Consider the following 20,861-nt stretch of genomic DNA (forward strand, 5'->3'; position numbering starts at 1 on the left):
GTAAAGCGGCGCCTGCGGCTTCATAGCCAATGCAGGATGTAAAAAAGGATTAGGTGCGACTCTCCCGCCCTAATCCTTTTCGATATCTAAATGTTCCGCTACCCAAGCCATAAACGGAACACGTCCCGGCACGTCCAAATCCTTCAAATGAATAAATACGTCGCGGTCGGCCTTCATCATGATTCGGATCCAATGATCGTAAATCTGTACCTTCTCCACGTCTTTGACCTCGAACGTCCGGGTTGCTTGAACATTCGCAATCGTGACCTTGCCGTCCTGAATGCGGATATAACGGGCATAAACGTGCAAGAACCGGAAAGACAGCAGTACGAGCGCCGCCATCAGAATCACGTTCCAGACGCCCTCCGTCCAGGTATAGTCCGAGGACCACTGCAGCAGGAGCCGAGTCAATGCCGCCAGCAGCAGCAGTCCAAACAGCGCAATGTTCATCTTGTTGCCTTTAAATTGTGCAGTCATCGTTTGAAACATCCCTATCCTATGATTTCTTTTCTGCCCGAATATGGGAACAGGTCTTCACTATAACCCTATTTGACGTGCCTGCACAAGTCGATCGTTAAAAAAAGCCCCCCGCCCCCATCCGGGAAAGGGGGGGAACGTAGCACGTATCGCAGGTTTGCCCTCCGGCCAATGCAAAAAGCCCCTCCCGGATTTCCGGAAGAGGCCTTCGCGCGAGCTTATCGATTTTAACGGTACGCTTGCCGTTTTCTCCGCATCCCGCGAGCTCACGACGCGCAGCTTACCCTACTTTAACGAGCATTTTGCCGAGGTTCGCGCCCTCGAACAACTTCAGGAAAGCGTCAATGACATGATCGAACCCTTCGATGACCGTTTCCTCATATTTCAGCTTGCCTTCAGACAGCCATTTGCCAAGCTCCACCATTCCTTCCTGCTGCCGGGAAGCATAGTCTCCAAGAACAAAACCTTTCATCAGCGAGCGGGTCTTGATTATTTTCGTTTGAATGCGAGGACCTACATCCGCGTCCGTGGTGTTGTAGGAGGAGATGGCGCCGCAAAGCGGAATCCGCGCATAGTCGTTCAGCAGGTTCATGACCGCGTCCGATACCGGGCCGCCGACGTTGTCGAAATAGACGTCCACGCCGTTCGGGCAGGCTTCCGCCAGCGCTTTGTCCAAATCCGCCGTCTTGTAGTTGACCGCAGCGTCAAAGCCAAGCTCGTTCACGAGATAAGCGCATTTTTCGTCCGTTCCGGCGATGCCGACGGCGCGCGCGCCTTTGATTTTCGCAATTTGGCCGACAAGCATGCCGACGGCGCCGGCGGCGCCGGAGACGACGACGGTTTCTCCCGCCTTCGGCTGGCCGATGTCGAGCAGTCCGAAGTAGGCGGTGAGCCCCGTTAGGCCAAGCACGCTCAAGTAAGCGGACAACGGCGCGATGGATTCGTCGACCTTGCGGACAAGCTTCGCGTCCACCACGTTGTACAGCTGCCAGCCCAGCATGCCGATCACTTTGTCTCCCGGCTTGAACTGATCGGATTTGGACTCGACGATCTCTCCGACGATGCCTCCGCTAATCACTTCATTCAGACGATACGGCTCGACATAAGATTTGGCATCGCTCATCCGGCCGCGCATGTAGGGATCGACGGACAGGTAGATGGAACGGACCACGACTTGCCCCTCGGCTGGAGCCTGAACGGGCGCTTCGCGGAATTCGAAATTGTCCATGGAAGGCATGCCGACCGGACGGGATACAAAAACGATGGATTTATTCATTAGCTGACTCATGAAAAAGAAACATCTCCTATGTTCTTATTTTGTGGTTCAAGGATGGTATAAGATCCTTCATTCAAAAGAAAACCTTCAGCAGATGGCGCGCAAAACTCCATGGCTTTGACAGTCTTGAGTCAGATAGTTTTAAAACTTTAAAACTATCTGCCGGAAATAAGGGTTTCCCGTCCATCATAAGGTGTCCAGGAAACCCGGCAAAAATTCGTTAAACGTATCCTCTTTGAGTTGGCTGAGCCGATTTTGGCCCGCACGGCTCACGTCGATCAAGTCGGCTTCGTATAAAATTTTGAGATGGTACGACACGTTGGACTTGTCCATTCCCATCGCTTCCCCGATCGTCCCGCAGGTGTTGTTGCTGCGGTGGGCACGCAGGTAACGAATCATTTCAATCCTTTTTACTTCCGACAGCGCCTTGAAAATTTTGGCCCGCTTTTCGTCTTCTTTTGATAGTTTGATTGTCATACAACTATACTAGTACCCGCTTTGGAAGAAGTCAAACCGCCAAGGCTTCCTTTTTATGGTTGACGGGACATCCAATGTGCCTCAAGGGCCGCCGCTAAGTTTTATCGATATAGGAGTGCGTCGCTTACTCTTGCTTATTTCCGTTCCATCAAATATTGAACGATCTTCTGTTCCTCCGGACCCTGGCCCGTGAACTGTGCTTGGTAGCATACGCCCTCGTCCAACCAGAAATAGCTGACCAGATCGGTTTCGTTCGGGCTGCTTAACGGACCGTCCACTTTGTATTTGTCCGACCGGAGAACTTCCCTGCCGTCAATGAGAATCGGCTGCAGCTTCACCTTGTTACGCTCGCCGTCGATTCGCGTGAAGGAGACCGTATTGCCTTTTTTCATATCCTCGTACATCTGCCCGTTCAGCATTTGCGTGAATTTGACGCTCTTAATGCCCGAAGTCTTTTTCTCTTTATCCGTTTTGTCCCGGTCCTTCGGGTTGTAGGTTACTGCAAGGGGCTGTCCAATAAGTCCCCAAAATAAAAAGTTGGTCGGAAAAACGTCATGTTTTCCGTCCAACTTTTTTTGTTCTGTCGCTTTTGCAGGAAAGTAGCGAGGCGGATGCCTGCCACCTTCAGTAGATTGTGGGCCAAAGCCACAATCCCAAACTCGGTGTGAACCTTCTCCAGCCCTCGCAAGGAGAACCGCCGGAACGACCGATTGCCCTTGATGTGACCGAATACGCTTTCTACCTCGACTTTACGCCGAGCATAGATCGCGGATTTCTCGTCATCCTCAAGGGCTTTTTTGGCCTTTGCTTTTAGTTCTTCCCAGATCGTATTCCAGTGTACCTGGCGGTTCCCCTTGGCCTTGGTGCAGCTTGCCTTGAATGGACAATCACTGCAATCTTCACATTCATATATCTTAAAGCTTTGTTCCAAGCCGGAAGCATTTTTTTTCGTTTGGTATTTCTTAAAGCGAACATACCGGCCATTCGGGCAAACAAATCGGTCATCGCGCTCTTCATACATCCAGTTCGAGGCATGCCGAATGTCCTTCTTGTAGCGACGCGTTTTCTCTTTCATATAACTGCCGTAAGGAATGAGAAAATCAAAACGGGACTCTTTTTCTTCGCCCATCGCATACAAATAGTTCTCTTCGCTACCATAGCCTGCATCAGCAATCACCGTTTGGGGCATCGGCAAAGAAGACGCGGCCAATCGCTTCATATGCGGGATGAAAGAGCGCGTATCGGTGGGGCGCTGGTGGATACTGTAAAATAACACGAACTGGTTTTCTGTCGCCATTTGCACATTGTAACCCGGTTTCAGCTGACCATTCTTCATGTGGTCTTCCTTCATACGCATAAACGTGGCGTCCGGATCTGTTTTGGAGTAGCTATTGCGATCGCCAAAGCACGCCTTCTGCTGCTCATACTTGGCGAGCCGAGGAAGAAAGTCCTCCCGAATTTGTTTCAGTGGCTTCTTCAAGGCACTGCGCTCTTTGCGTAAGGCTTTCCGTTCTTCGCTGTCGTTTGCCTGAGCGATTTGTTCGGTGAAATCCTCCACCTTTTCTTCCAGTATGGCGGCTGCTTTTTCGAGTCTTGCAGGGAGTTCGTCCGGTTCTGCCGCCGCGTATCCGCCAGCTTCTTGCTGCGTGAGCGTATGAATATGCGCAAGGGCCGCCTGCACCTTTTCCTTGAGCTTCTCTTCAAAGTGAAGGGTGGATTTTTTCCACACAAAAGAATACTTGTTAGCATCAGCTTCGATCTTCGTGCCGTCTAAAAAGTAGTTCTCCATCGTGATGTAATTGTCTGCGATAAGCTTTCGGATCATCGTTTCAAACAGCTCGTCCATAAATGCCTTCATGCGCACGCCACGGAAGTCGTTCAAGGTGCGGAAGTCGGGTTGCTGCATCGCTGCCAGCCACATAGCCGGGAGGTTTTCTTGCAGTAGCTTTTCAATCCCGCGACAAGAGTAGACCTTTTGCGAGTAACCGTAAAGGATGACTTTGAGCATCATTTTGGGATGGTAGGAACTGCGGCCTCCGCCTGTGTAATGAGCAAACAATTGCTCATCCGGGATGGCTTCAATCATTTCATCAATCACACGCGCCACATGGTGGGTAGGGATACGCATCTCCAGATCAAGAATCATCTGAGCCTGTCTGTTGTCATAGGGTTTGAAGGCAGGGGCAAGGCTTCGCTTGGAAACTGCTTTTTCTTCCAAATCCCCTAGAGGAAGTATCATTTGCATGGTATACTGTTCTGTAGTAGTCATTTGATTACGCATAAAAACCGTCCTTCTGTAAAATGGTTGTCTGGTAACTTTCATTTTACAAGATCAGACGGTTTTTTTGTGTTATTTTTTGCATTCAACGAAAATGGGCGGACCAGAAGTCAGTTTTCACTGACTTTCTGGACAGCCCCTTGATTTTCCGGATAGTTGAAGTTTACTTTTCTCGAAACATACGATCCGGTGGCGATGAAACCTCCGGGCAGCCGGCGCGGAAAAACGGCGTTGTAACCGATCAGTTTTTGCGCCCGCCGGATATCTTCGGTATCAAATAGAAAGTTGATGGTTTTCCCGTGATAGTCATTGTTTTCATACCGATGGTTCAGCTCCGCATCCGGGGATTTCATGGATGAAATCATCGCCTCTAGGTCGCTGCTCGGCAGCCGATCTAAGCACTCCATTTGATACATGACGCCTTGATCCTTCCAGACGTAGTAGTACTGCTCCGGCTGCCCTTTCCACCCGGTCATGCGGATGGTAATTTTGAGGCCGTTTACGCCCGGGAGCGCAATCGGCTCTTTTTCGACGACGAGACCGGCCTTTTCATCGTAGTTGCCTTTTTCGCCTTCGGCGATCCTTTCATAGGCTTCCTGCAAACCGGAGCTGCGTGTCATGTTCAAGATCATATGTCCAAAAGTCGTCGTCTCGTTCGCTTTTAAGAAATCAAACCGGATCTCGGAGCCGGCCGACGACGTGTGAGGTTTTAAATCAAACGTCACGGCGTCAAAATGATAGCCTTCCGGCAGCTTCGCGGGCACCTTAAACGGGAAAGGCGCCATACGCGCCGCTTTCTCCAGGTTATCATATTCGCGAAATTCTTCCGGAAACAGTACCTCATTCCCGCCCCTTTCGGCATGAACCCACTCGGCACCGTCCGCTTCCGTTACCTTTCCGTTGGTCAGCGTTAAGGTGCCGATCAGCAGCATAAGCAGGATCGCCAGCATGGAAAATTTATAAGAACCCTTTTTAAAAGATTGAATCATCCGAATCCTCCTCACAATGTCCTTTTCGCCGGTCAAGCCCTTAAAATACAGCAGCTGAGGCTGGCTTCCCCGTGAAGAGTAACGTTTCAAAAAACTGATGATCGTCATGCCGTAGGCCACGGCCTCCGTTTCGCCCAGCGCCTCGAGGACGCAGGCATCGCATGCCAGCTCGCGGTCGGCCTTCATTCTCCGGATGATCAGCCACGCAAACGGGTTCATCCAATGAACGGCAAGGACCAGGCTGCCCAGCATGTTCCAGGCCGTATCTTTCCTTTTGTAATGGGCCAGTTCATGCGCGATGACATGCTTCAGCCGGGCAGCATCTTCCGGTTCATGACCGAACCCTTCGGGCAGGTAAACGGCAGGACGCCGGATTCCCGTGATGTACGGACTGCGAACCGACCTTCCCGAATAAACGGAAACCTCCCGCTTGATCGAAAATAAACGGCGGCATTCCTCCACTACGTTCAGGATGTCAGGGTCGGCGACGCGAAGGAAATGTCTATGCCTCCCCTTCATTCGCAGCAAATACATCAAATGATAGGATAAAAAGGCTGCAACGCCCGCCAGCCAAACGACGGACCATACGCGCACCATGGGATGCGATTCGGTTCCGGCGGCCGCCGCTCTCTTTGGGGAGTCTTGCGGCACGAAGGTTTGCGGGATGTTCCCGTCACGTGCTTTCGTTGTATAATGTGGTTGGATCAATGTATTTTGTTTGCTGTTTTCGGCTTCGGAAGCAGGTTCGTCCTGCGAAAACAAAAGCCCGGAAACAGCCTTTTTTATGTCTGCGGCTTCGGGCATCATGTTGAACAAACTGACCGGGCTTTCCGGAACTACCGGCAGCATCAGCCTGGCCAGAACGATCAGCCATAACGCATACCTTAGACGGGCGCCAATACGCCTGCGCAGGACATGCTGGACCGCCATGACCAGCACAGCGGCGAGACTTGCCGTCAACGTGGATAGGGCGAACCATCCGAAGAGGCTTTCGGCTACACTCATTTGGAATGACCTCATTTGATTTCAAATTTCACGGTTTTGGCCGTGATGCGTCCTGCGAACCTTTTCCCTGCTTTTCCGTCAGAATCCGCTGCAAACGTTCGATCTCCTGATCGGAAAGCGGGGTTTCCTCCAAAAAATTGGTCATCATCAGCCCGGCCGCCCCGTTAAACACGCGGTTGAGAAAAGACCGGCTTTCCGCCCTTACGCATTCCTTTTCCGAAATGAGCGGGGAATACAGGTAGCTTCGCCCCGACTTTTCATAGCCGAGCGCTTTCTTTTTCACCAGCCGATTGATAAAGGTCCTCACGGTCTGATCGCTCCATCCCATGCCTTCCGGCAGCTTGTGCGCGATTTGCTCGGCAGTCAGCGGGTTCTCCTTCCAGACGATTTTCATGATTTCCCATTCCGACTCCGAAATTTTCGGCATTGCTTCCACCCTCTTCACCTCCTTTCCGATGGAGTTTAACTATTACAAATGTAAATATAACGGATATCCCAAACTATTACAATTGTAAATTTTAAAAAAGCAAAATAAAAAGCGTGCCCGGAAAGTCTGCAAGACTTCCTGCACGCCATAACATCAACGCGATTCTTTGACAGCCACAAAAATGTCCACGACGGCATCCGCCGAATGAAAATCGCGTACCTCATACCGCTCGAAATCGCCGGAATACGTCCGCTCCAGCTCCGCGTTTTGAAAAAACGCCCAGATCTCCTGCCACAGTTCGATCACCACCCGCTGTACCGGTCCCCGCTTCGACGTAAACTTGATGTATGCCGCTTCCGGAACCGCCGCGGAATTTTCTCCCCGTTCGCTTACGGCCCGTTCCGTCTCATGGCCAAGCAGCAGCGTGTACTCCCCGTTTACGTCGCTTTCGTAGTCCGTATATAAGGCGTATAGAACAGACGGATTTTTAAGTCCCGGCTTCTGCTGAAGCCCGCTGGCGAAATATCGCTCCCATAAGGACGGTATTTGCGCTTCCGGACCGCTTTCCCGCAGGTTGGACGTCCGAACGGCGACCCCTGTCAGCGTCATGGCAGGCATATGCGTCATGGTTTCATGCATGGTTTGGTTACATCTCCTTTGGATCAGATGCACCCATTGTACCCGGCCGAAGTGGACAACAGGGTGTCCGCGTTCCGATACAGCCGCAAAATATGTTCCGCACGCCGAACCACTTCTTCGGCCGCCTGCGCCGGTTCCTCAATGACGACGTGGCCGCCATAGCTGAGGATCATGCCATAAAACCATTCATCCAGCGGAAAATCCCCCTGCACGCGCAGGCTTCCGTCCTCCAGGACATGGACCTGATGATGGTCGAAGGCGTCTCCAACCCGGTGCCTCACCGCAGCGGAAAAACGGAGGGTGACGCCGACCGCGGCAGCTTCGGACCAATCGGGCTTCCAATCATACTGCTCCTGCGGCGGCAGCTCCCGCGGTTCGAACCGTTCATCCAGCACTTCGATGCCCTGAATGCGCGACAGGCGGAAGGACCGGAAATCCCCGCGAAGCAGGCAATAGGCTTGTACGTACCACACGTTCCCTTTTAAAATCAGCCGTCCCGGCTCCACCACCCGTCCGCTGTCCGTGCCGTTCATGTTGATGTACTGCAGCCGGACCCGCCTGGATTGTTCCATCGCCTGCCGCAGCAGGCCCAGTTTGCCTCGGGCATCTTTTCCTTGGCCCCAAGGGTTCAAATCGAACAAAAGCTTTTCGGAATAAGCCGCGCCCTGCCCGGAACCGGGCCTGCGAAGCAGCGCCCCTACCTTTTCCAGCAGCCCGTCCAGCGCGCGGTCATCGAGGGCAACCTTGACGCCTTTGACGGCTGCAAAAATGGAGGCGATCTCGTCGAAGGTCAGGTGCTGTCTCGAGATCGTATAATGCTCCATCAGCTCGAATCCGCCGCTCGCCCCCGGATAGGCCGCGACCGGGATGCCCGCCCGGCTTAGCGTATCCATATCCCTATATATGGTTTTGGTCGACACTTCAAACCGATCGGCCAGTTCTTTGGCGCTGATCCTCCCCCGGTTGAGCAGCAGGACGGTCATGGCTAATACGCGGTCTATTTTCATGCGCTTTTGCTCCTTCCTAGGTCATCCCTGCTTCCGGGCCTTCGAAAAAAACCGATAATCTCCGCCGCATCGGCACTTCATTTTCCGCAAACTGGCGGTGCCTGTGCCCGTTGGCCCCCGAAGGATGCGGGAATCCCCATAAAACATGCTCCTCCCTGATCCTTCCCTGTTCCGCGAACCGCCGAAGAACCCGTTCCACGGCCCTGCCCAGCGGGATCATCAGCGCTTCACGCAATTCCTCCAGCTCTTCGCATACGGATAAAGCCTGCTGCCGGAGCAGCGGCGAAGACCATATGTCGGGGTGGACCCCCGTATAATTGCGCTTCTCCGCAAACACCGGATAACGCAGCAAGGAGATCGTATGCAAATGCCGGGACTCCCCAAAAAGCGCGCTGCTGGATGAAATCTGCAAATATTCCGGCAGCCCCAGACGATCCAGCATGTCTTGGAGGTGGCTGCGCATCGAACCTGCAAACCCGGCAGCCTGTTTGGCCCGGCGGCAAACCTCTTCGTCCGGCAGACCTTCGGCGAGGGCCGTCCGCGCCGCTTGAAACGCCGTCTTCATTTGCGTCCAGCCGGGCGTAATCCCGATGATGACGATTCGCGCGGAACGGTTCAGCCATTCGTTATGGGGTGCGTAAAACATTTCGAGCTGCCCCTCCGTCGCCATGAGAAAAACATCCGTCAGCAGATCCTCTTTCCCCAGGCTCCGTCCGGATGGCAGCGATCCGATCGCCTGCTTATAATGCTGAAAAAACGGTGCGAACTTCAAGCCGTCAGCCTCCTACGTTCTCTGCCCTAGTGACTATGAAGCCCCCGTTGAGGCATCTAGGTCATAAGGCGTTCCTACCCTCAGCTTACCCCAAAAACCGAACCTTCGCACGGGCGTTTCGAGGAATGACGGGCTGAAGACAATCGGCTTCCATGTTGAAAAGGGGTTTGCCTGCCGGAGCTTTCCTTTTCAAGCATCAGCAAGAAACCCGACTCGGACGCATCCGAATCGGGCCATTTCCCGTACATGGCGGTTTAAAATCATTGGATATACACGGACTATCGTTTTGAACCATCCTCCGGCTTCGTGCCAGCCCCGTACCGGACCTGGTTATAACGTCTGACCACCTGCTCCACCTCATGGGGAGCGAGATTGGTATATTCGGTTTTGGCGGAGATCAGATCCGCGTTTTCGGACGGGGTAAGGCTTGAGCGGAAAGCATATCCCTGCTTGACGGCACGGCGGATCAGGTTGGCGTAAGCCCGGCGCGGGTCCCCGCTCCCGGCCCCAGCTGCATCGTCGTTACGCCTTCTCCACCGCCTTCCGGGCCGCTTCTGCACGGGTTCGATTTTCTCCACCTCGTCGACGTAATCCCCTTCATCCAGCGTCGTCCGCCGGATCTCGCGCATCAGCCGCAGCCGCTGCGCCAGCCGGGCCAGCCAGGCGCGAAGGCTTTCCGGAAGCCAGCGCCGCAGCAGACGGTATAACAGGAACAACAGGACGAGCGCCACGGCTGCTGCCAGCAGGTAAAACAGGAGCTGGCTTGCAACCTGTACCCAATGCGGCGTGGGGGACGCTGGAGGAAGCCCGAGATCGGGCTGCTGGGGTTGAGCCGGCGGTTCCTGCACCGCTTGCGGCTTCTCCCCGCCGCCCAAGCCGCGCAGCCACTCGGCCAGCCAACGCCTGGCATAAGCCAGCCCCTCGCCGAGGCCGTTCCATAAGCTTAGCAGCGCGATAACGGCAATGGTCAGCCACGTCATCCGGCGGTTTCTGGCCACAATCCGGCGGAGAAGCTGACGGTCGGTCTCCTGCGCGTTGGAGGCATCGCGGACGCGGTCTCCGTTCCAGCGCAGCAGAACGGCAAACAACGTAAACAGGCTCATGAAATAAAGCGAGATGCGGTACGGCTCAAGGGCGCCCACCCTGGAGGAAAAGCCGTACACGATCAAAGCGGCCCCAAGCCCGGCCAACGGAAGCTTCAGATCGATTTCCCGCCACAGTTCCTTGCGGCCGACGACGAGTCCGCGAAACACGGCGATGAACGAAACGAGCGCCGCCAGAACGCCCGCCCGAAGGCCGGTTGCCGCCAGCGGAATCAAGGCGGCGGCGATCAGGGCCGCGGCAGGCAGCAGCGCTTTTCCTCCCCGGGCCTGCCGGATGCCCGTCAGCGTCCCCGCAGCATGCAGCAGCCAAATGAGCGGCAGCAGCCAGCCGGGAACGAGATCCATCGCAAACGCCATGTAAAGCAGCAAAAACGGATAACAGGCCGCCGTCTCAAGGAGCGAGTTCCCGAGCACGGACAGCACGCGCCGCATGGCCGTGCCTTTCTCTTGCTTCATCATGCCCCCGCCTCCTTGGTCCCATCGTATACATCGGCGATCAATACGCGATGGCCCCGCTGCTCCAACTTCCGAACGGCGTCCCGGATCGCGGGGGAGACATGGGGCGTTACAAGGAAGTAGTCGATCGCATCCGTCCTCTCCGCTTCGGCTTCAAGCCGGAGAAGCTCGTGAAACGGCATTTGGACTTTCATCTCGACGGCGGCCATCGCCTCCAGCACGGCCTCCAGGTGCGCTTGGCCGTAATCCGGCATCAGCTCCGACCGGCTGGCGTCGGCATGGGGCGAAAGACAGGCATTGCTCGCAAACCCGGCAGCCATCCCCTGGCGGATGAGTGCCGCGGCGCAAGTCGCCGCATAGGACAGCGCATCTTCGATGACCTCAGGTTTGGTCACCACGTTCCACATCTGCTCCGACACCTCGATATTGAGCAGAATCATCGCCTTCGGATCGGCCGAGTAGCCATGCTGATGTACCTGGAGTTCCCCGCTTCTGGCGCTGGCTTTCCAATGGATGCGATTCATCGCGTCTCCCGGCGCGTAACTTCGGACTCCCGTATACAGAAACGGATCCTCGACGATCCAGCGGCGGACGGCCAGCTCGCCCTGCCAGGTTTTCCAGGAAGACGGCAGCTCTTCGTCCCTGCGCAGCGACGGGTAAACCACCAGCCGTTTGTTCAGGTTCACTTTCAGGGACGGCGTATACATCGCAAACAAATCGCTGCCGGTCATCGTTGCCGTATCCATGCGGAAGATGCCCCGTCCACGGCACTGAATCTGGTGCGTCCGGGTAATCCGCGTTCGGGCGGGCAGCGAGAAAAAGCTCGTATGGTTTTGGTAAATCTCGCCTTCGCTGACCCACGTTTCCTTGCTGCGCTTGAATCCGAGCGATGCGGGCAGCATCGCTTCCAGCCGCAGCCAAGGGATCGGCACGCGTCGTTTGTTTTCGATGACCTCCACCATCTCGATCCAGTCCCCTGCGTAACATGTCCGGGTACTGAAATGGCGGTCGTAGTTCAGTTTGCCGAGCGCATATTTACCGAGAACAAGTCCCTGCAGCACCATGACGGCGCCGCAGGCAAGGAACAGCCATAACACCGCCATCTACTTCACGCCGCTTTCGAGTTCTTTTTCGCTTGGAACCGGAATCCCGTTCAAAATCCCCGCGAGGATGCGCTCCGCATGGCTTCCGGCTTCATGCCGCTTTCTCAGCACCAGCCGGTGCGACCATACCGGCAGCAAAAGCTGCTTAATGTCGTCCGGCAGCACGTAGTCCCTTCCCTGCAGCGCCGCATAAGCCTGGGCGGCGCGAAGCAGCGCCTGCGTCCCGCGCGGGCTGATGCCGAGCGCCGTTTCGTCATGGCTCCGGGTCGCTTCGGCCAAAGCGACGATATAACCGAGCAAATCGTCGGCCACCCGGACCTGTCCGCACAGCCGCTGCGCTTCAAGCACCTCTTCGGCCGTTGCCGTCCGCGCAGGTTCCCCCGGCTTCAGGCTGCCCGCGGCGGCCGCCGTTCTTTTTAAAATTTCGACGCCTTCCGCCGACGATGGATATCCCAGCTTCATCCGGATTAAAAAGCGGTCCATCTGGGCTTCGGGAAGCGGAAACGTCCCTTGGTTGTCCACCGGGTTTTGCGTCGCAAGCACCATAAACGGGCTTTCCAGCGGCATCGTTCGCCCTTCGATGCTGATCTGCCGCTCCTCCATGCATTCCAGCAGGCTGGACTGCGTCCGGGGCGTGGCGCGGTTGATCTCGTCGGCCAGCACGATGCGGGCGAACAGCGGCCCGGGCCGGAAGTGGAATTCCCCGTCCTTTTGGTTGAAATAATGAATCCCCGTCAAATCCGAAGGGAGCAAATCCGGCGTGAACTGAATCCGCTGAAAGCTGAGGCTGAGCGACGCCGCCAGGCTTTTGGCCAGCAGCGTTTTGCCCGTCCCCGGGACGTCCTCCAGCAGCACATGCCCCGACGCCAGCAGCGCCGTCAGCAGCAGATCGACCTCGCGTTCCTTGCCGACGATCACGTTAGCGATATTTTGCTTCAATTTTTGCCCGAGCTGATGAACGATCTCCATATCGATCCCCGTCCTTCCTCCTTGCCTCCATTTTGATGCCTTCGATTCCAATCGAAGCCGGCGCCAATTATATAAAAGCGCTTGCAACATGGAGGGAGTGTATGTTGAAATTGGAACTGCCCTGTATTCCGGTTTCCTTTCTCAACCATTTTAACAAATAATTCGGGCAAATGGAGACTATAAAACGTTCCCGGCCGAATTCGCGGCGGAGCCCAACATTGACTCCTGCGCCATGCCATCGGTAATATGGGCTTAAGAGGTGATATGACTTGGACACGATGCTGATTCTTGGCGGGATCATGCTGTTTCTTGCGGTAGCGCTTGGCGCTTTCGGAGCGCATGCCCTGAAGGAACGGTTGAACGAAAGCCAGCAGAAAACATACCAGACGGGAGTGCAATACCATTTGGCCCACGGGCTTGGCCTTGTGCTGATCGGTCTTTATGCGGGCATGGCGGAGCAATCTTCCCTGGCCGTGCTGGCGGGTTGGTTTATTTTTGCGGGGATCGTTTTGTTCTCCGGCAGCCTGTACGCGCTTAGCCTCACCGGCATCCGGAAGCTTGGGGCCATCACGCCGCTGGGCGGCGTGGCTTTTTTGGCCGGATGGGTGTTGTTTATCGTTGCGGCGGCGCAAGGGTAAAAAAAGCTTTAACGCATGGCCGTTTTTGACCGAAAAAAGAGCGCATCCCGGAAGTAAGGGATTGCGCTCTTTTGATTCGTCCGACAAGATTACTCGTTTGCTGCCCGGTTTGCCTTTGCCCCGCGCGCGCGGTCGCTTTGGATCTGCTTGCTGCGCAGCTGGCCGCAGGCCGCATCGATGTCCGTGCCATGCTCAAGCCGCACGCTGACGCTGATATTGTTTTTTTTCAGCGTATCGTAGAAGGCGGTAATCGTCTCCTTGGAACTCCGCTGATACTGGCTGTGCTCGTCGACCGGATTATACGGGATCAGGTTCACGTTCGCCAGGTTCCGGCGGCTGCCTACCAGCTCCGCCAGCTCCTGCGCATGCTCCGGCTGGTCGTTGACGTCCTTCAGCAGGATATATTCCAGCGTGATTCGGCGGTTCGTTTTCTCCAGGTAATAATCGATCGCCTCCATCAGCGGCTCGATCGGATACGCCCGGTTGATCTTCATGATTCGCGTGCGGATGTCGTTGTTCGGCGCGTGCAGGGAAATCGCCAGATTCGTTCCGAGATCGCTGTCGGCAAATTCGCGGATCTTCGGCACCAGGCCGCTGGTCGACACCGTAATGTGCCGCGGACCGATCGCCAGACCTTTAGGGTCGCGGATGACCCGGATGAAATTCGACATATGCTCGAAATTGTCAAACGGCTCGCCGATGCCCATCACGACGATATGGCTGACCCGCTCGTTATTTTGCCGGCCGTCCAGGAAAAGCTGGACCTTCATCACCTGTTCCACGATTTCGCCGCTGGTCAGGTCCCGGCTTTTGCTCAGCAGGCCGCTCGCGCAAAAGCTGCATCCGATATTGCAGCCCACCTGGGTCGTCACGCATACGGACAGGCCGAATTTATGGCGCATCAGCACGGTTTCGATCAGGTTGCCGTCCTGCAGGCGGAACAGAAACTTAATGGTGCCGTCTGCGGATTCCTGGCGGGTATGCTCCTCCAACGTTTGAATCGCAAAATGCTCCTCCAGCAGCGTCCGGCATTCCGGCTTCAGCTCCGGCATCTCGGAAAATGCCGTCACGCGTTTGCGGTACAGTCCTTCCCAAACAAGCTGGGCGCGCGATTTTTTATGTCCATGCTCAGCCAGCCAAGCGGCCAACTGGTCCACAGTGAGTCCATAAATGGATGGTTTGCTCATTGGTTTACGTTCCTCTTTTCCAAAAGCGTAAAATTCTCGTCCCTCTCTACTTTACCAGATTGGAACGAAAATCTGTCATTATTGTCCCAAAATTTCATTAGCAAAACAAGGGGAGACAGGCAGGATTTACGGCAACCCTTGCGCTTGTCCAACCTTGCCCGTAATTCCCGGCGCAATACAACTGCCCTGGAACGGATGCTTTGCTTGCCAATAGGGATGCCGAAAAAGGGATTCCCGCGAATGGGGCTTATGAAAAAGAAAACCTGCAGCTGTCAGCCAGCTGCAGGTGCATAGATTTCGACCGTCAAATTGCCAAAAACCGTTCGAGCCGCTCCTTTTGCCGCAAATGATGCCGGAAATGCATTTCAACCAGCATGAACCACTCGGCTGCATTTAAAGCGCCGAAACCGGGGTGGACCAGCTTGTTTTGCAGCGGGGCCTGATGCACCAAAGGCTCTGCGTCTCTCATGCCGTCAAGGACCGACCGCAAACCGCTGATCATTTGCTCCTTGCTCGCGGGTTGCGGCGGCGTATACGCCGGGGATGGCGGGACTTGGATCCGGATGTTCGGAAACTCCCCGTTTAAGAAGGCAATCTTCCCCCGTTCCGTCTTCTCTCCGGCCTTGGCGACGCCCTCCGCGGACTCGGCGCATGCCCGGACGTTCCTTAAATGCAGATGCAGGGATGCCTGAATCAAATGCATGTACATTTGCCCAAGCGACCATTCCTCTTCGCCGGGCTTGCGGTGCAATTCCTCCAGGCTAAAGCGTTCCAGCTCCCCGATGTAATGCCCGGTGATGTTCTCCAGGCTGCGGATCGTTTCTTTTGTATTCATCGCAATCACTCCTTGGTTATTGGTTCTGGAATAACCATAACAAAACGCTACTGACACCGTTATGTCAGTAGCGTTTCAGGAGTTTTTCGGCTTCATTCCGAATCCGCTCGCGAAGGGCTTGCGGCTCGAGCACGGTCATGGCCGACCCCCAGCCCATGATCCATTGCAGAACCTCCTCGATGCGACGGACGCGCATCCGGATGTGGAGTCCGTCCGGATGTTCCTCCAAAGCGTCGATATAGTAGTTGTCCGACTCTCTGATTCGGCCTTCGATCGCGCGGTCGGCCGACAGGAGAATCACAAGCTCGCGGTCATCGGCCGGCCTGTACTTCTCCAGGTCGAATCCGTCCTGAAGCTCATAGCCATCGGCCAACACGCGAAGTTCGGACATGCGGGATACCCGGAAATGGCGAATATCCCCGCGCAGCTCGCAGGCCGCGACCAGCAGCCAGGCTCCCCGGTCATAGATCAGGCCATAAGGGGCCGCCGTGCGTTCGCTCACCCGGCTCCCCTCCGTCCCCGGACCGGCTTTGGCGTAGCGGAAGCGGATTTTCTTCCGCTCCAGGAGCGCCCCGCGCACCAGCTCCAAGTTTTCCCGCTCCATCCTGCCGGCGTCCGCTTCCGGGATCTGCAGCAGGCGCATGGTAGCCCGGATCCGGCCGGCTTCGGCGCGTACGGGTTGGGGGAGAACGGCTTCGATTTTGGCGTTGGCGGATGCGGCATGAATGCCGTAATTCGGCTCCAGCTTCTTTTGAACGAACTCGGCGCCCAGCAGCAGGGCAACCGCCTCAGCGGCCGTCAAGCTGACGGGAGGCAAAAAATATCCCTCCATCAGGGAGTAGCCTTGCCCGGGAGCGCCCACAACCGGCACGTTCGCCTCGCTGAGCGCTTGCATATCGCGGTAGATCGTGCGGACGCTTGTTTCGAACCGCTCGGCCAGCTCTTCGGCCCGAACGATTTTTCGGCTTTGCAGCTCCAGCACGATCGCCAGCAGCCGGTCTGTTCTGTTCATAGGGATGTCGGCTCCTTGCTCATCAATTTCGGCTTATTTTCCGGCGCGGTCCGCCAGTGCGCGAAGGCCTTCAAGCGCTCCTTCCCAGTGGCTTTTCATCGTTTCCCTGGCATGCATGTCCTCCAGCTTTTCCTGATGAAAACTGACGGTCGCCTTCCCCTGCGCGGCAGGCAGCACGCGGATTTGCAGCGTGGACGGATGATTCCAACCGGGACGCTGCCATCTCATCCGCAGCTGCTCCGGCGGCTTGACCACCCTGAGCTCTCCCGTAACTCCCTCTGCCGCGGCAAAGGTTTCTCCCGGTTTCAGGTCCAGCCCGTCCGCCTCGCCGATCCACAGCTTCATTCCCTCGGGAGAGACCAAAAGCGACCAAGCCTCCTGCACCGACAAGGGCAAGGTTCTTCGTACTCCGATTTGAAAACCCGCGGCGGCCGTCAAACCGACCGGTTTGGCCTGCTGCCCGTTCCCTGATTCATGTTCCGTTCTGGACTGGGTCATGGTGAGTCGCCTCCAATCTTTGAATGGGCCCTGCGTTCATAAAAAAATCAGGGCGATGAAGCCCTGACAAATCATTCGACGCCGATTCCCTAAACTCCTTGGGGCCGTTGCTATTCGGCCATATTCGTTCACAGCAGAAATATCGCTAAAACCGTCGTCGCAAGCAGTCCGATCAGCACCGGCTTCAGATTGCGGCGGGCGAGCTCGAACGGGCTGACCCCGCAAATGGCGGCCGCCGGGATCAACGCCCACGGGATCAGCGTGCCGCCTCCGACCCAAATCGCCGCCACTTGGCCCAATGCCGTCAGCGTTGCCGCACCCGTATGCGTCGCAGCCGCAAACAGCTGGGCGATGGAGCCTGCAAGCGAGATGCCGGAGAAGCCCGAGCCGTCCAGGCCGGTGATCGCGCCCGTAATCGTCAGCGTCACGGCTCCGACCGCCCCGTTGAGGGGAACCAAGCCGGCCAGCGCTACGCCGAGGTCGTTGACGATGCCATGCGACGCCTGAGGCAAAACCTTCCCGAACAAGTCGGTGAACGCCGAATCGCCCAAGTAAAAGAAAGCGGCGATCGGAATGACCGGGCCGAACACCTTAAAACCAAAGACGAATCCGTCGATCAAATAAGAGGTGATTTTCTCCAGCCCCCGGTTTTGATGGGCAATAAGCGATATCACGACCAGAATGAGCACTGCCGTGCCTCCGACGAGCGCCGTCGCATCGCCGCCTTGGAGCTTAAGCACGAACATGGCCGCGACGTCGGCCAGAAAAAGGAGCAAAATCGCGACGGCCAGCATGTTTTTGGTTCCGGCGGACAGCTTCACGCCTTGTTCATCCTCTTCGCCGCTGGCGGCGAGGGTGTTGCCCGCGCTTTTGACGGTCACCAATCCGTCCCTCCACGTTCCTTTTTTCAGGTCCTTTCGCATCATCCAAAATGCCGTTACGGTCGTGACGACCCCCATGCAGATCACAAGCGGCACGCTGGCTTCCATGACGCTCGCCACCGGAATTCCGGCCGCGTCGGCCGTGAGCTTCGGCGCTCCCTGGATAATATAGTCGCCGGACAACGCGATGCCGTGGCCGAACAAATTCATCGCCATCGCCGCGCCCAAGGCGGGCAAGCCGACCCGAAGCGCAACCGGAAGCAGCACCGCGCCGATCAGCGCGACGGCCGGCGAAGGCCAGAAAAAAAAGGACGTCGCCATCATGATGATCCCGATGCCCCAGTAGGCCAATGCCGGCGTCCGCAGGAACCTCGTGAGCGGCGCCACCATCGCCTCATTGATGCCGGTTCGGATCAGCACGCGGCTCATCGCCACGATAATGGAGATGATCATGATCGTCCCCATCAGCTCTTTGGTCGCATAAATGAATGAATTGAACACCCCGGATACGGAGCCGCTGATCGTGCCCGTCGCCAGTATGCCGAGCGCAAAAATGCCCGCGACGCAAATCATCGTCGTATCCCGCCGCCGGATAAGCAGCGCCATAATCAACACGATAAACGCCAGGTACACGTAATGAATTGCCGTTAAATGAATGACCATGTCAGGGTCACTCCCTTCCCCTGCTGCAAAGTGTGTTATATGTTATGCAGGGGCCTGGGCATGGGTTCATGGCCTGGCTTTTCGGGCGTCCAAGCAAGCTTGGGCAAAATCAGGGGTACTGCTAAAAGCAACATTCTATATTACAAATGGAGGGATATATCTCCCATCAATATCCGTAAAACCATACTCCAGCGCAAGGTCGCCTACCTGCAGCACCTGCCCGTGTTTATCGTGCCTGTTAGGGTCTGCAGCTAATGCGCATACGGCCCGCCCGATATAATAGGTCGACTCGGTACGGCCGAGGGCCTCCACCTCTTGCCAATGATCTTCGTCGGTGCCGAAGTTTTTCAGCACAAGCTCTGTTCTCATCCAACCGGGAGAAACCGCCGCCACCGTAATGCCGGTATTTTTCAGGTCGTGAGAAAGGCCGAACACGGTTCGATGGATTGCATTTTTGGCAAGATCGTAATAAAAGGTCGACAAATACTTGTCCTGATCCCGGAAGGTGGTATGCACGATGATGCCCCTGCCGGTTTCCAGCATCAGCGGAATAGCGTAGTGATTGGTCGCTATTTGCGCACGCACGCCGCTCTGAAATACCGCATCCCACATCTTTAACGGGTATTCCCAAAAAGCCCGGGGCTTTAAATTTGCTTCGAAATCATGCAGCCCCCAAACGTTGTTTACCAAAATATCAAGCCGCCCTTGCTCTTGGCGGATTCTCCCGATCAGCGCTTTTGTATCCTCGTCCCGCGTATGATCGCACCGGCATGGCACCGCCTGGCCTCCTAAACGGCGTATTTCTTCGGCGGTTTCGTCGATGCTTCCGGGAAAGCCGTTGGTGGACTCGCCGCGCAAGCTCCTTCCGGAAACGTAAACAACCGCTCCGGCCTTCCCAAGCTCTATCGCGATTCCCCGTCCCGCTCCGCGGCTCCCTCCGGTAACTAAAGCGATTTTCCCATCGAGCGGTCTTTCCATCGTATCAGCTCCTTCATTGTCATTGTTTATACTGATCATACAGGGGAACTACGTCACCGAATGTCATAAATGCAAAAAAAAATATGCCGTCACGGAAGGCGCGTCTATCCGCACCGTCTGTAACGGCAATAGGGTTAAGTCAACCGATACGTCGCAAAGGGCTTGCCGTACCGGAAGGGCTCGCTGATCTCGTTCAGCCGGCTCAAAGCCTCCGCGTCCGGATTCAGCTCCAAGCTCTTCAGGTTTTCATCCAGCTGCTCGGGACGGGTCGCCCCGACGATGACGGTCGAAACGGCAGGTTGTTCCATCAGCCAGGCGAGCGATAGCGTGCTAGGCGTACAGCCGTGTTCTCCGGCAATCCGGCTCACCTGCTCGGAAAGCGTCAACGTCTGATCGTTGATAAACCGGCCAAAGCTTGGGTCCGTTTGCGCGCGAGACTTCAGCGGCGCCCGGTCGGCGAAGCTGTATTTGCCGGTCAGAATGCCCCCGGCCAGCGGGAAATACGGAATGATGCCTACGCCTTGATCCAGGCAGAGGGGGATCATCTCCTGCTCCGGCGTACGATCGGCGAGCGAATAGCTGGTTTGAAGGGATACATAACGGGTGAGCCCTTTCATCTCGCTGATCCCAAGCGCCTTCATGAGCTCCCAGGCTGCATAGTTGGAAGCGCCAATGTAACGCACTTTGCCGGCACGCACCATGTCGTCCAGCGCCCGAAGCGTCTCCTCAAGCGGCGTGTACGGATCAAACGTATGGATCTGGTATAAATCCACGTAATCCGTTTGCAGCCGTTTCAGGCTGCCATCGAGCTCACGCATCAAGTGATACCGCGAGGAGCCCCGCTCGTTCGGACCTTCGCCGCGAACCATGCCTGCTTTCGTCGCCAGCACCACTTCATGCCTTCTCCCGGCCAGAGCCTCCCCGATGATCCGTTCCGACTCCGTGCCAGCGTAAATGTTGGCCGTATCGATAAAGTTGATGCCCCGATCGAGGGCATGATGGAGAATCCGGGTCGAAGTCTCCTGGTCCGCGCGTTTGCCGAACGCATTGGTCCCGAGACCAAGCAAAGACACTTCAAGCCCGCTGCTTCCAAGACGGCGATATTTCATGAACATCCGCTCCTTTTCCCGACTTTTTATTGTTTTTAGCAACATCTTAACATTAGCCGGAGGGACGCGCCAAAAATATTTT

Annotated in this window: 21 protein-coding genes; 1 reads left to right on the forward strand and 20 read right to left on the reverse strand. The window is 56.0% G+C overall.

The window, feature by feature from the left end:
- Positions 1 to 69: 69 nt before the first annotated feature.
- The 13 genes from NYE48_RS26575 to NYE48_RS26635 form a co-directional block, all read right to left on the reverse strand.
- The gene (locus tag NYE48_RS26575) at positions 70 to 477 is read right to left on the reverse strand and encodes a hypothetical protein (protein ID WP_341000462.1); all 408 of its coding nucleotides are present in this window, start codon (positions 475 to 477) and stop codon (positions 70 to 72) included.
- A gap of 280 nt (positions 478 to 757) precedes the next feature.
- Complete coding sequence (locus NYE48_RS26580) at positions 758 to 1,765, reverse strand: NADP-dependent oxidoreductase (RefSeq protein WP_246537071.1); 1,008 nt, start codon at positions 1,763 to 1,765, stop codon at positions 758 to 760.
- A gap of 174 nt (positions 1,766 to 1,939) precedes the next feature.
- A complete protein-coding gene (locus tag NYE48_RS26585; protein WP_036706172.1) occupies positions 1,940 to 2,230 on the reverse strand; it encodes an ArsR/SmtB family transcription factor in 291 nt (96 codons plus the stop codon).
- Between the two features lie 134 nt (positions 2,231 to 2,364).
- Positions 2,365 to 2,799 carry a hypothetical protein gene (locus tag NYE48_RS26590; RefSeq protein WP_341000463.1) on the reverse strand — a complete coding sequence of 145 codons (435 nt, stop codon included), beginning with the start codon at positions 2,797 to 2,799 and terminating at the stop codon, positions 2,365 to 2,367.
- Positions 2,727 to 4,511 (reverse strand): IS1182 family transposase, encoded by a 1,785-nt coding sequence (locus NYE48_RS26595; RefSeq protein WP_341000464.1) that lies wholly within the window; start codon positions 4,509 to 4,511, stop codon positions 2,727 to 2,729. The genes NYE48_RS26590 and NYE48_RS26595 overlap by 73 nt, the downstream gene beginning before the upstream one ends.
- Positions 4,512 to 4,618: 107 nt before the next feature.
- Positions 4,619 to 6,502: a M56 family metallopeptidase gene (locus NYE48_RS26600; protein WP_341000465.1), complete on the reverse strand. Its 1,884-nt coding sequence runs from the start codon at positions 6,500 to 6,502 to the stop codon at positions 4,619 to 4,621.
- A 28-nt stretch (positions 6,503 to 6,530) separates the two neighbouring features.
- Positions 6,531 to 6,938 (reverse strand): BlaI/MecI/CopY family transcriptional regulator, encoded by a 408-nt coding sequence (locus NYE48_RS26605; RefSeq protein WP_212951427.1) that lies wholly within the window; start codon positions 6,936 to 6,938, stop codon positions 6,531 to 6,533.
- A gap of 144 nt (positions 6,939 to 7,082) precedes the next feature.
- The gene (locus NYE48_RS26610; protein WP_341000466.1) at positions 7,083 to 7,568 is read right to left on the reverse strand and encodes a GyrI-like domain-containing protein; all 486 of its coding nucleotides are present in this window, start codon (positions 7,566 to 7,568) and stop codon (positions 7,083 to 7,085) included.
- Positions 7,569 to 7,591: 23 nt separating this feature from the next.
- Positions 7,592 to 8,575, reverse strand: a complete 984-nt coding sequence (locus NYE48_RS26615) for a helix-turn-helix transcriptional regulator (protein ID WP_212951431.1) — start codon at positions 8,573 to 8,575, stop codon at positions 7,592 to 7,594.
- A 16-nt stretch (positions 8,576 to 8,591) separates the two neighbouring features.
- Positions 8,592 to 9,347 (reverse strand): hypothetical protein, encoded by a 756-nt coding sequence (locus NYE48_RS26620; protein WP_341000467.1) that lies wholly within the window; start codon positions 9,345 to 9,347, stop codon positions 8,592 to 8,594.
- A 278-nt stretch (positions 9,348 to 9,625) separates the two neighbouring features.
- Positions 9,626 to 10,909, reverse strand: coding sequence for a hypothetical protein (locus NYE48_RS26625; protein ID WP_341000468.1), 1,284 nt, complete (start codon positions 10,907 to 10,909; stop codon positions 9,626 to 9,628).
- Complete coding sequence (locus NYE48_RS26630) at positions 10,906 to 12,009, reverse strand: DUF58 domain-containing protein (RefSeq protein WP_341000470.1); 1,104 nt, start codon at positions 12,007 to 12,009, stop codon at positions 10,906 to 10,908. The genes NYE48_RS26625 and NYE48_RS26630 overlap by 4 nt, the downstream gene beginning before the upstream one ends.
- A complete protein-coding gene (locus NYE48_RS26635; RefSeq protein ID WP_339322677.1) occupies positions 12,010 to 12,978 on the reverse strand; it encodes an AAA family ATPase in 969 nt (322 codons plus the stop codon).
- 269 nt (positions 12,979 to 13,247) lie between these two features.
- Here NYE48_RS26635 and NYE48_RS26640 point away from each other — a divergent pair, with 269 nt between their 5' ends.
- Positions 13,248 to 13,616, forward strand: coding sequence for a DUF423 domain-containing protein (locus NYE48_RS26640; protein WP_036706160.1), 369 nt, complete (start codon positions 13,248 to 13,250; stop codon positions 13,614 to 13,616).
- A gap of 89 nt (positions 13,617 to 13,705) precedes the next feature.
- Here NYE48_RS26640 and rlmN read toward each other — a convergent pair whose 3' ends face one another.
- From rlmN to NYE48_RS26675, 7 genes are all read right to left on the reverse strand, one after another.
- The gene (gene rlmN, locus NYE48_RS26645) at positions 13,706 to 14,803 is read right to left on the reverse strand and encodes a 23S rRNA (adenine(2503)-C(2))-methyltransferase RlmN (RefSeq protein WP_212951436.1); all 1,098 of its coding nucleotides are present in this window, start codon (positions 14,801 to 14,803) and stop codon (positions 13,706 to 13,708) included.
- 304 nt (positions 14,804 to 15,107) lie between these two features.
- Positions 15,108 to 15,638, reverse strand: coding sequence for a DinB family protein (locus NYE48_RS26650; RefSeq protein WP_081991946.1), 531 nt, complete (start codon positions 15,636 to 15,638; stop codon positions 15,108 to 15,110).
- Between the two features lie 64 nt (positions 15,639 to 15,702).
- Complete coding sequence (locus NYE48_RS26655) at positions 15,703 to 16,650, reverse strand: helix-turn-helix transcriptional regulator (protein WP_341000472.1); 948 nt, start codon at positions 16,648 to 16,650, stop codon at positions 15,703 to 15,705.
- 33 nt (positions 16,651 to 16,683) lie between these two features.
- Positions 16,684 to 17,148, reverse strand: a complete 465-nt coding sequence (locus tag NYE48_RS26660; RefSeq protein WP_212951437.1) for an SRPBCC family protein — start codon at positions 17,146 to 17,148, stop codon at positions 16,684 to 16,686.
- A 128-nt stretch (positions 17,149 to 17,276) separates the two neighbouring features.
- Entirely contained in the window at positions 17,277 to 18,692 is a 1,416-nt protein-coding gene (locus NYE48_RS26665; protein WP_212951439.1) for a hypothetical protein, read from the reverse strand.
- Positions 18,693 to 18,827: 135 nt separating this feature from the next.
- Entirely contained in the window at positions 18,828 to 19,670 is an 843-nt protein-coding gene (locus tag NYE48_RS26670) for an SDR family NAD(P)-dependent oxidoreductase (RefSeq protein WP_212951440.1), read from the reverse strand.
- A 134-nt stretch (positions 19,671 to 19,804) separates the two neighbouring features.
- Positions 19,805 to 20,779 (reverse strand): aldo/keto reductase, encoded by a 975-nt coding sequence (locus NYE48_RS26675; RefSeq protein WP_212951442.1) that lies wholly within the window; start codon positions 20,777 to 20,779, stop codon positions 19,805 to 19,807.
- Positions 20,780 to 20,861: the final 82 nt, after the last annotated feature.

This window comes from Paenibacillus sp. FSL M7-1455 (assembly GCF_038004655.1).
In the GTDB taxonomy this organism is placed as follows: Bacteria; Bacillota; Bacilli; order Paenibacillales; family Paenibacillaceae; genus Paenibacillus_AQ; species Paenibacillus_AQ cookii.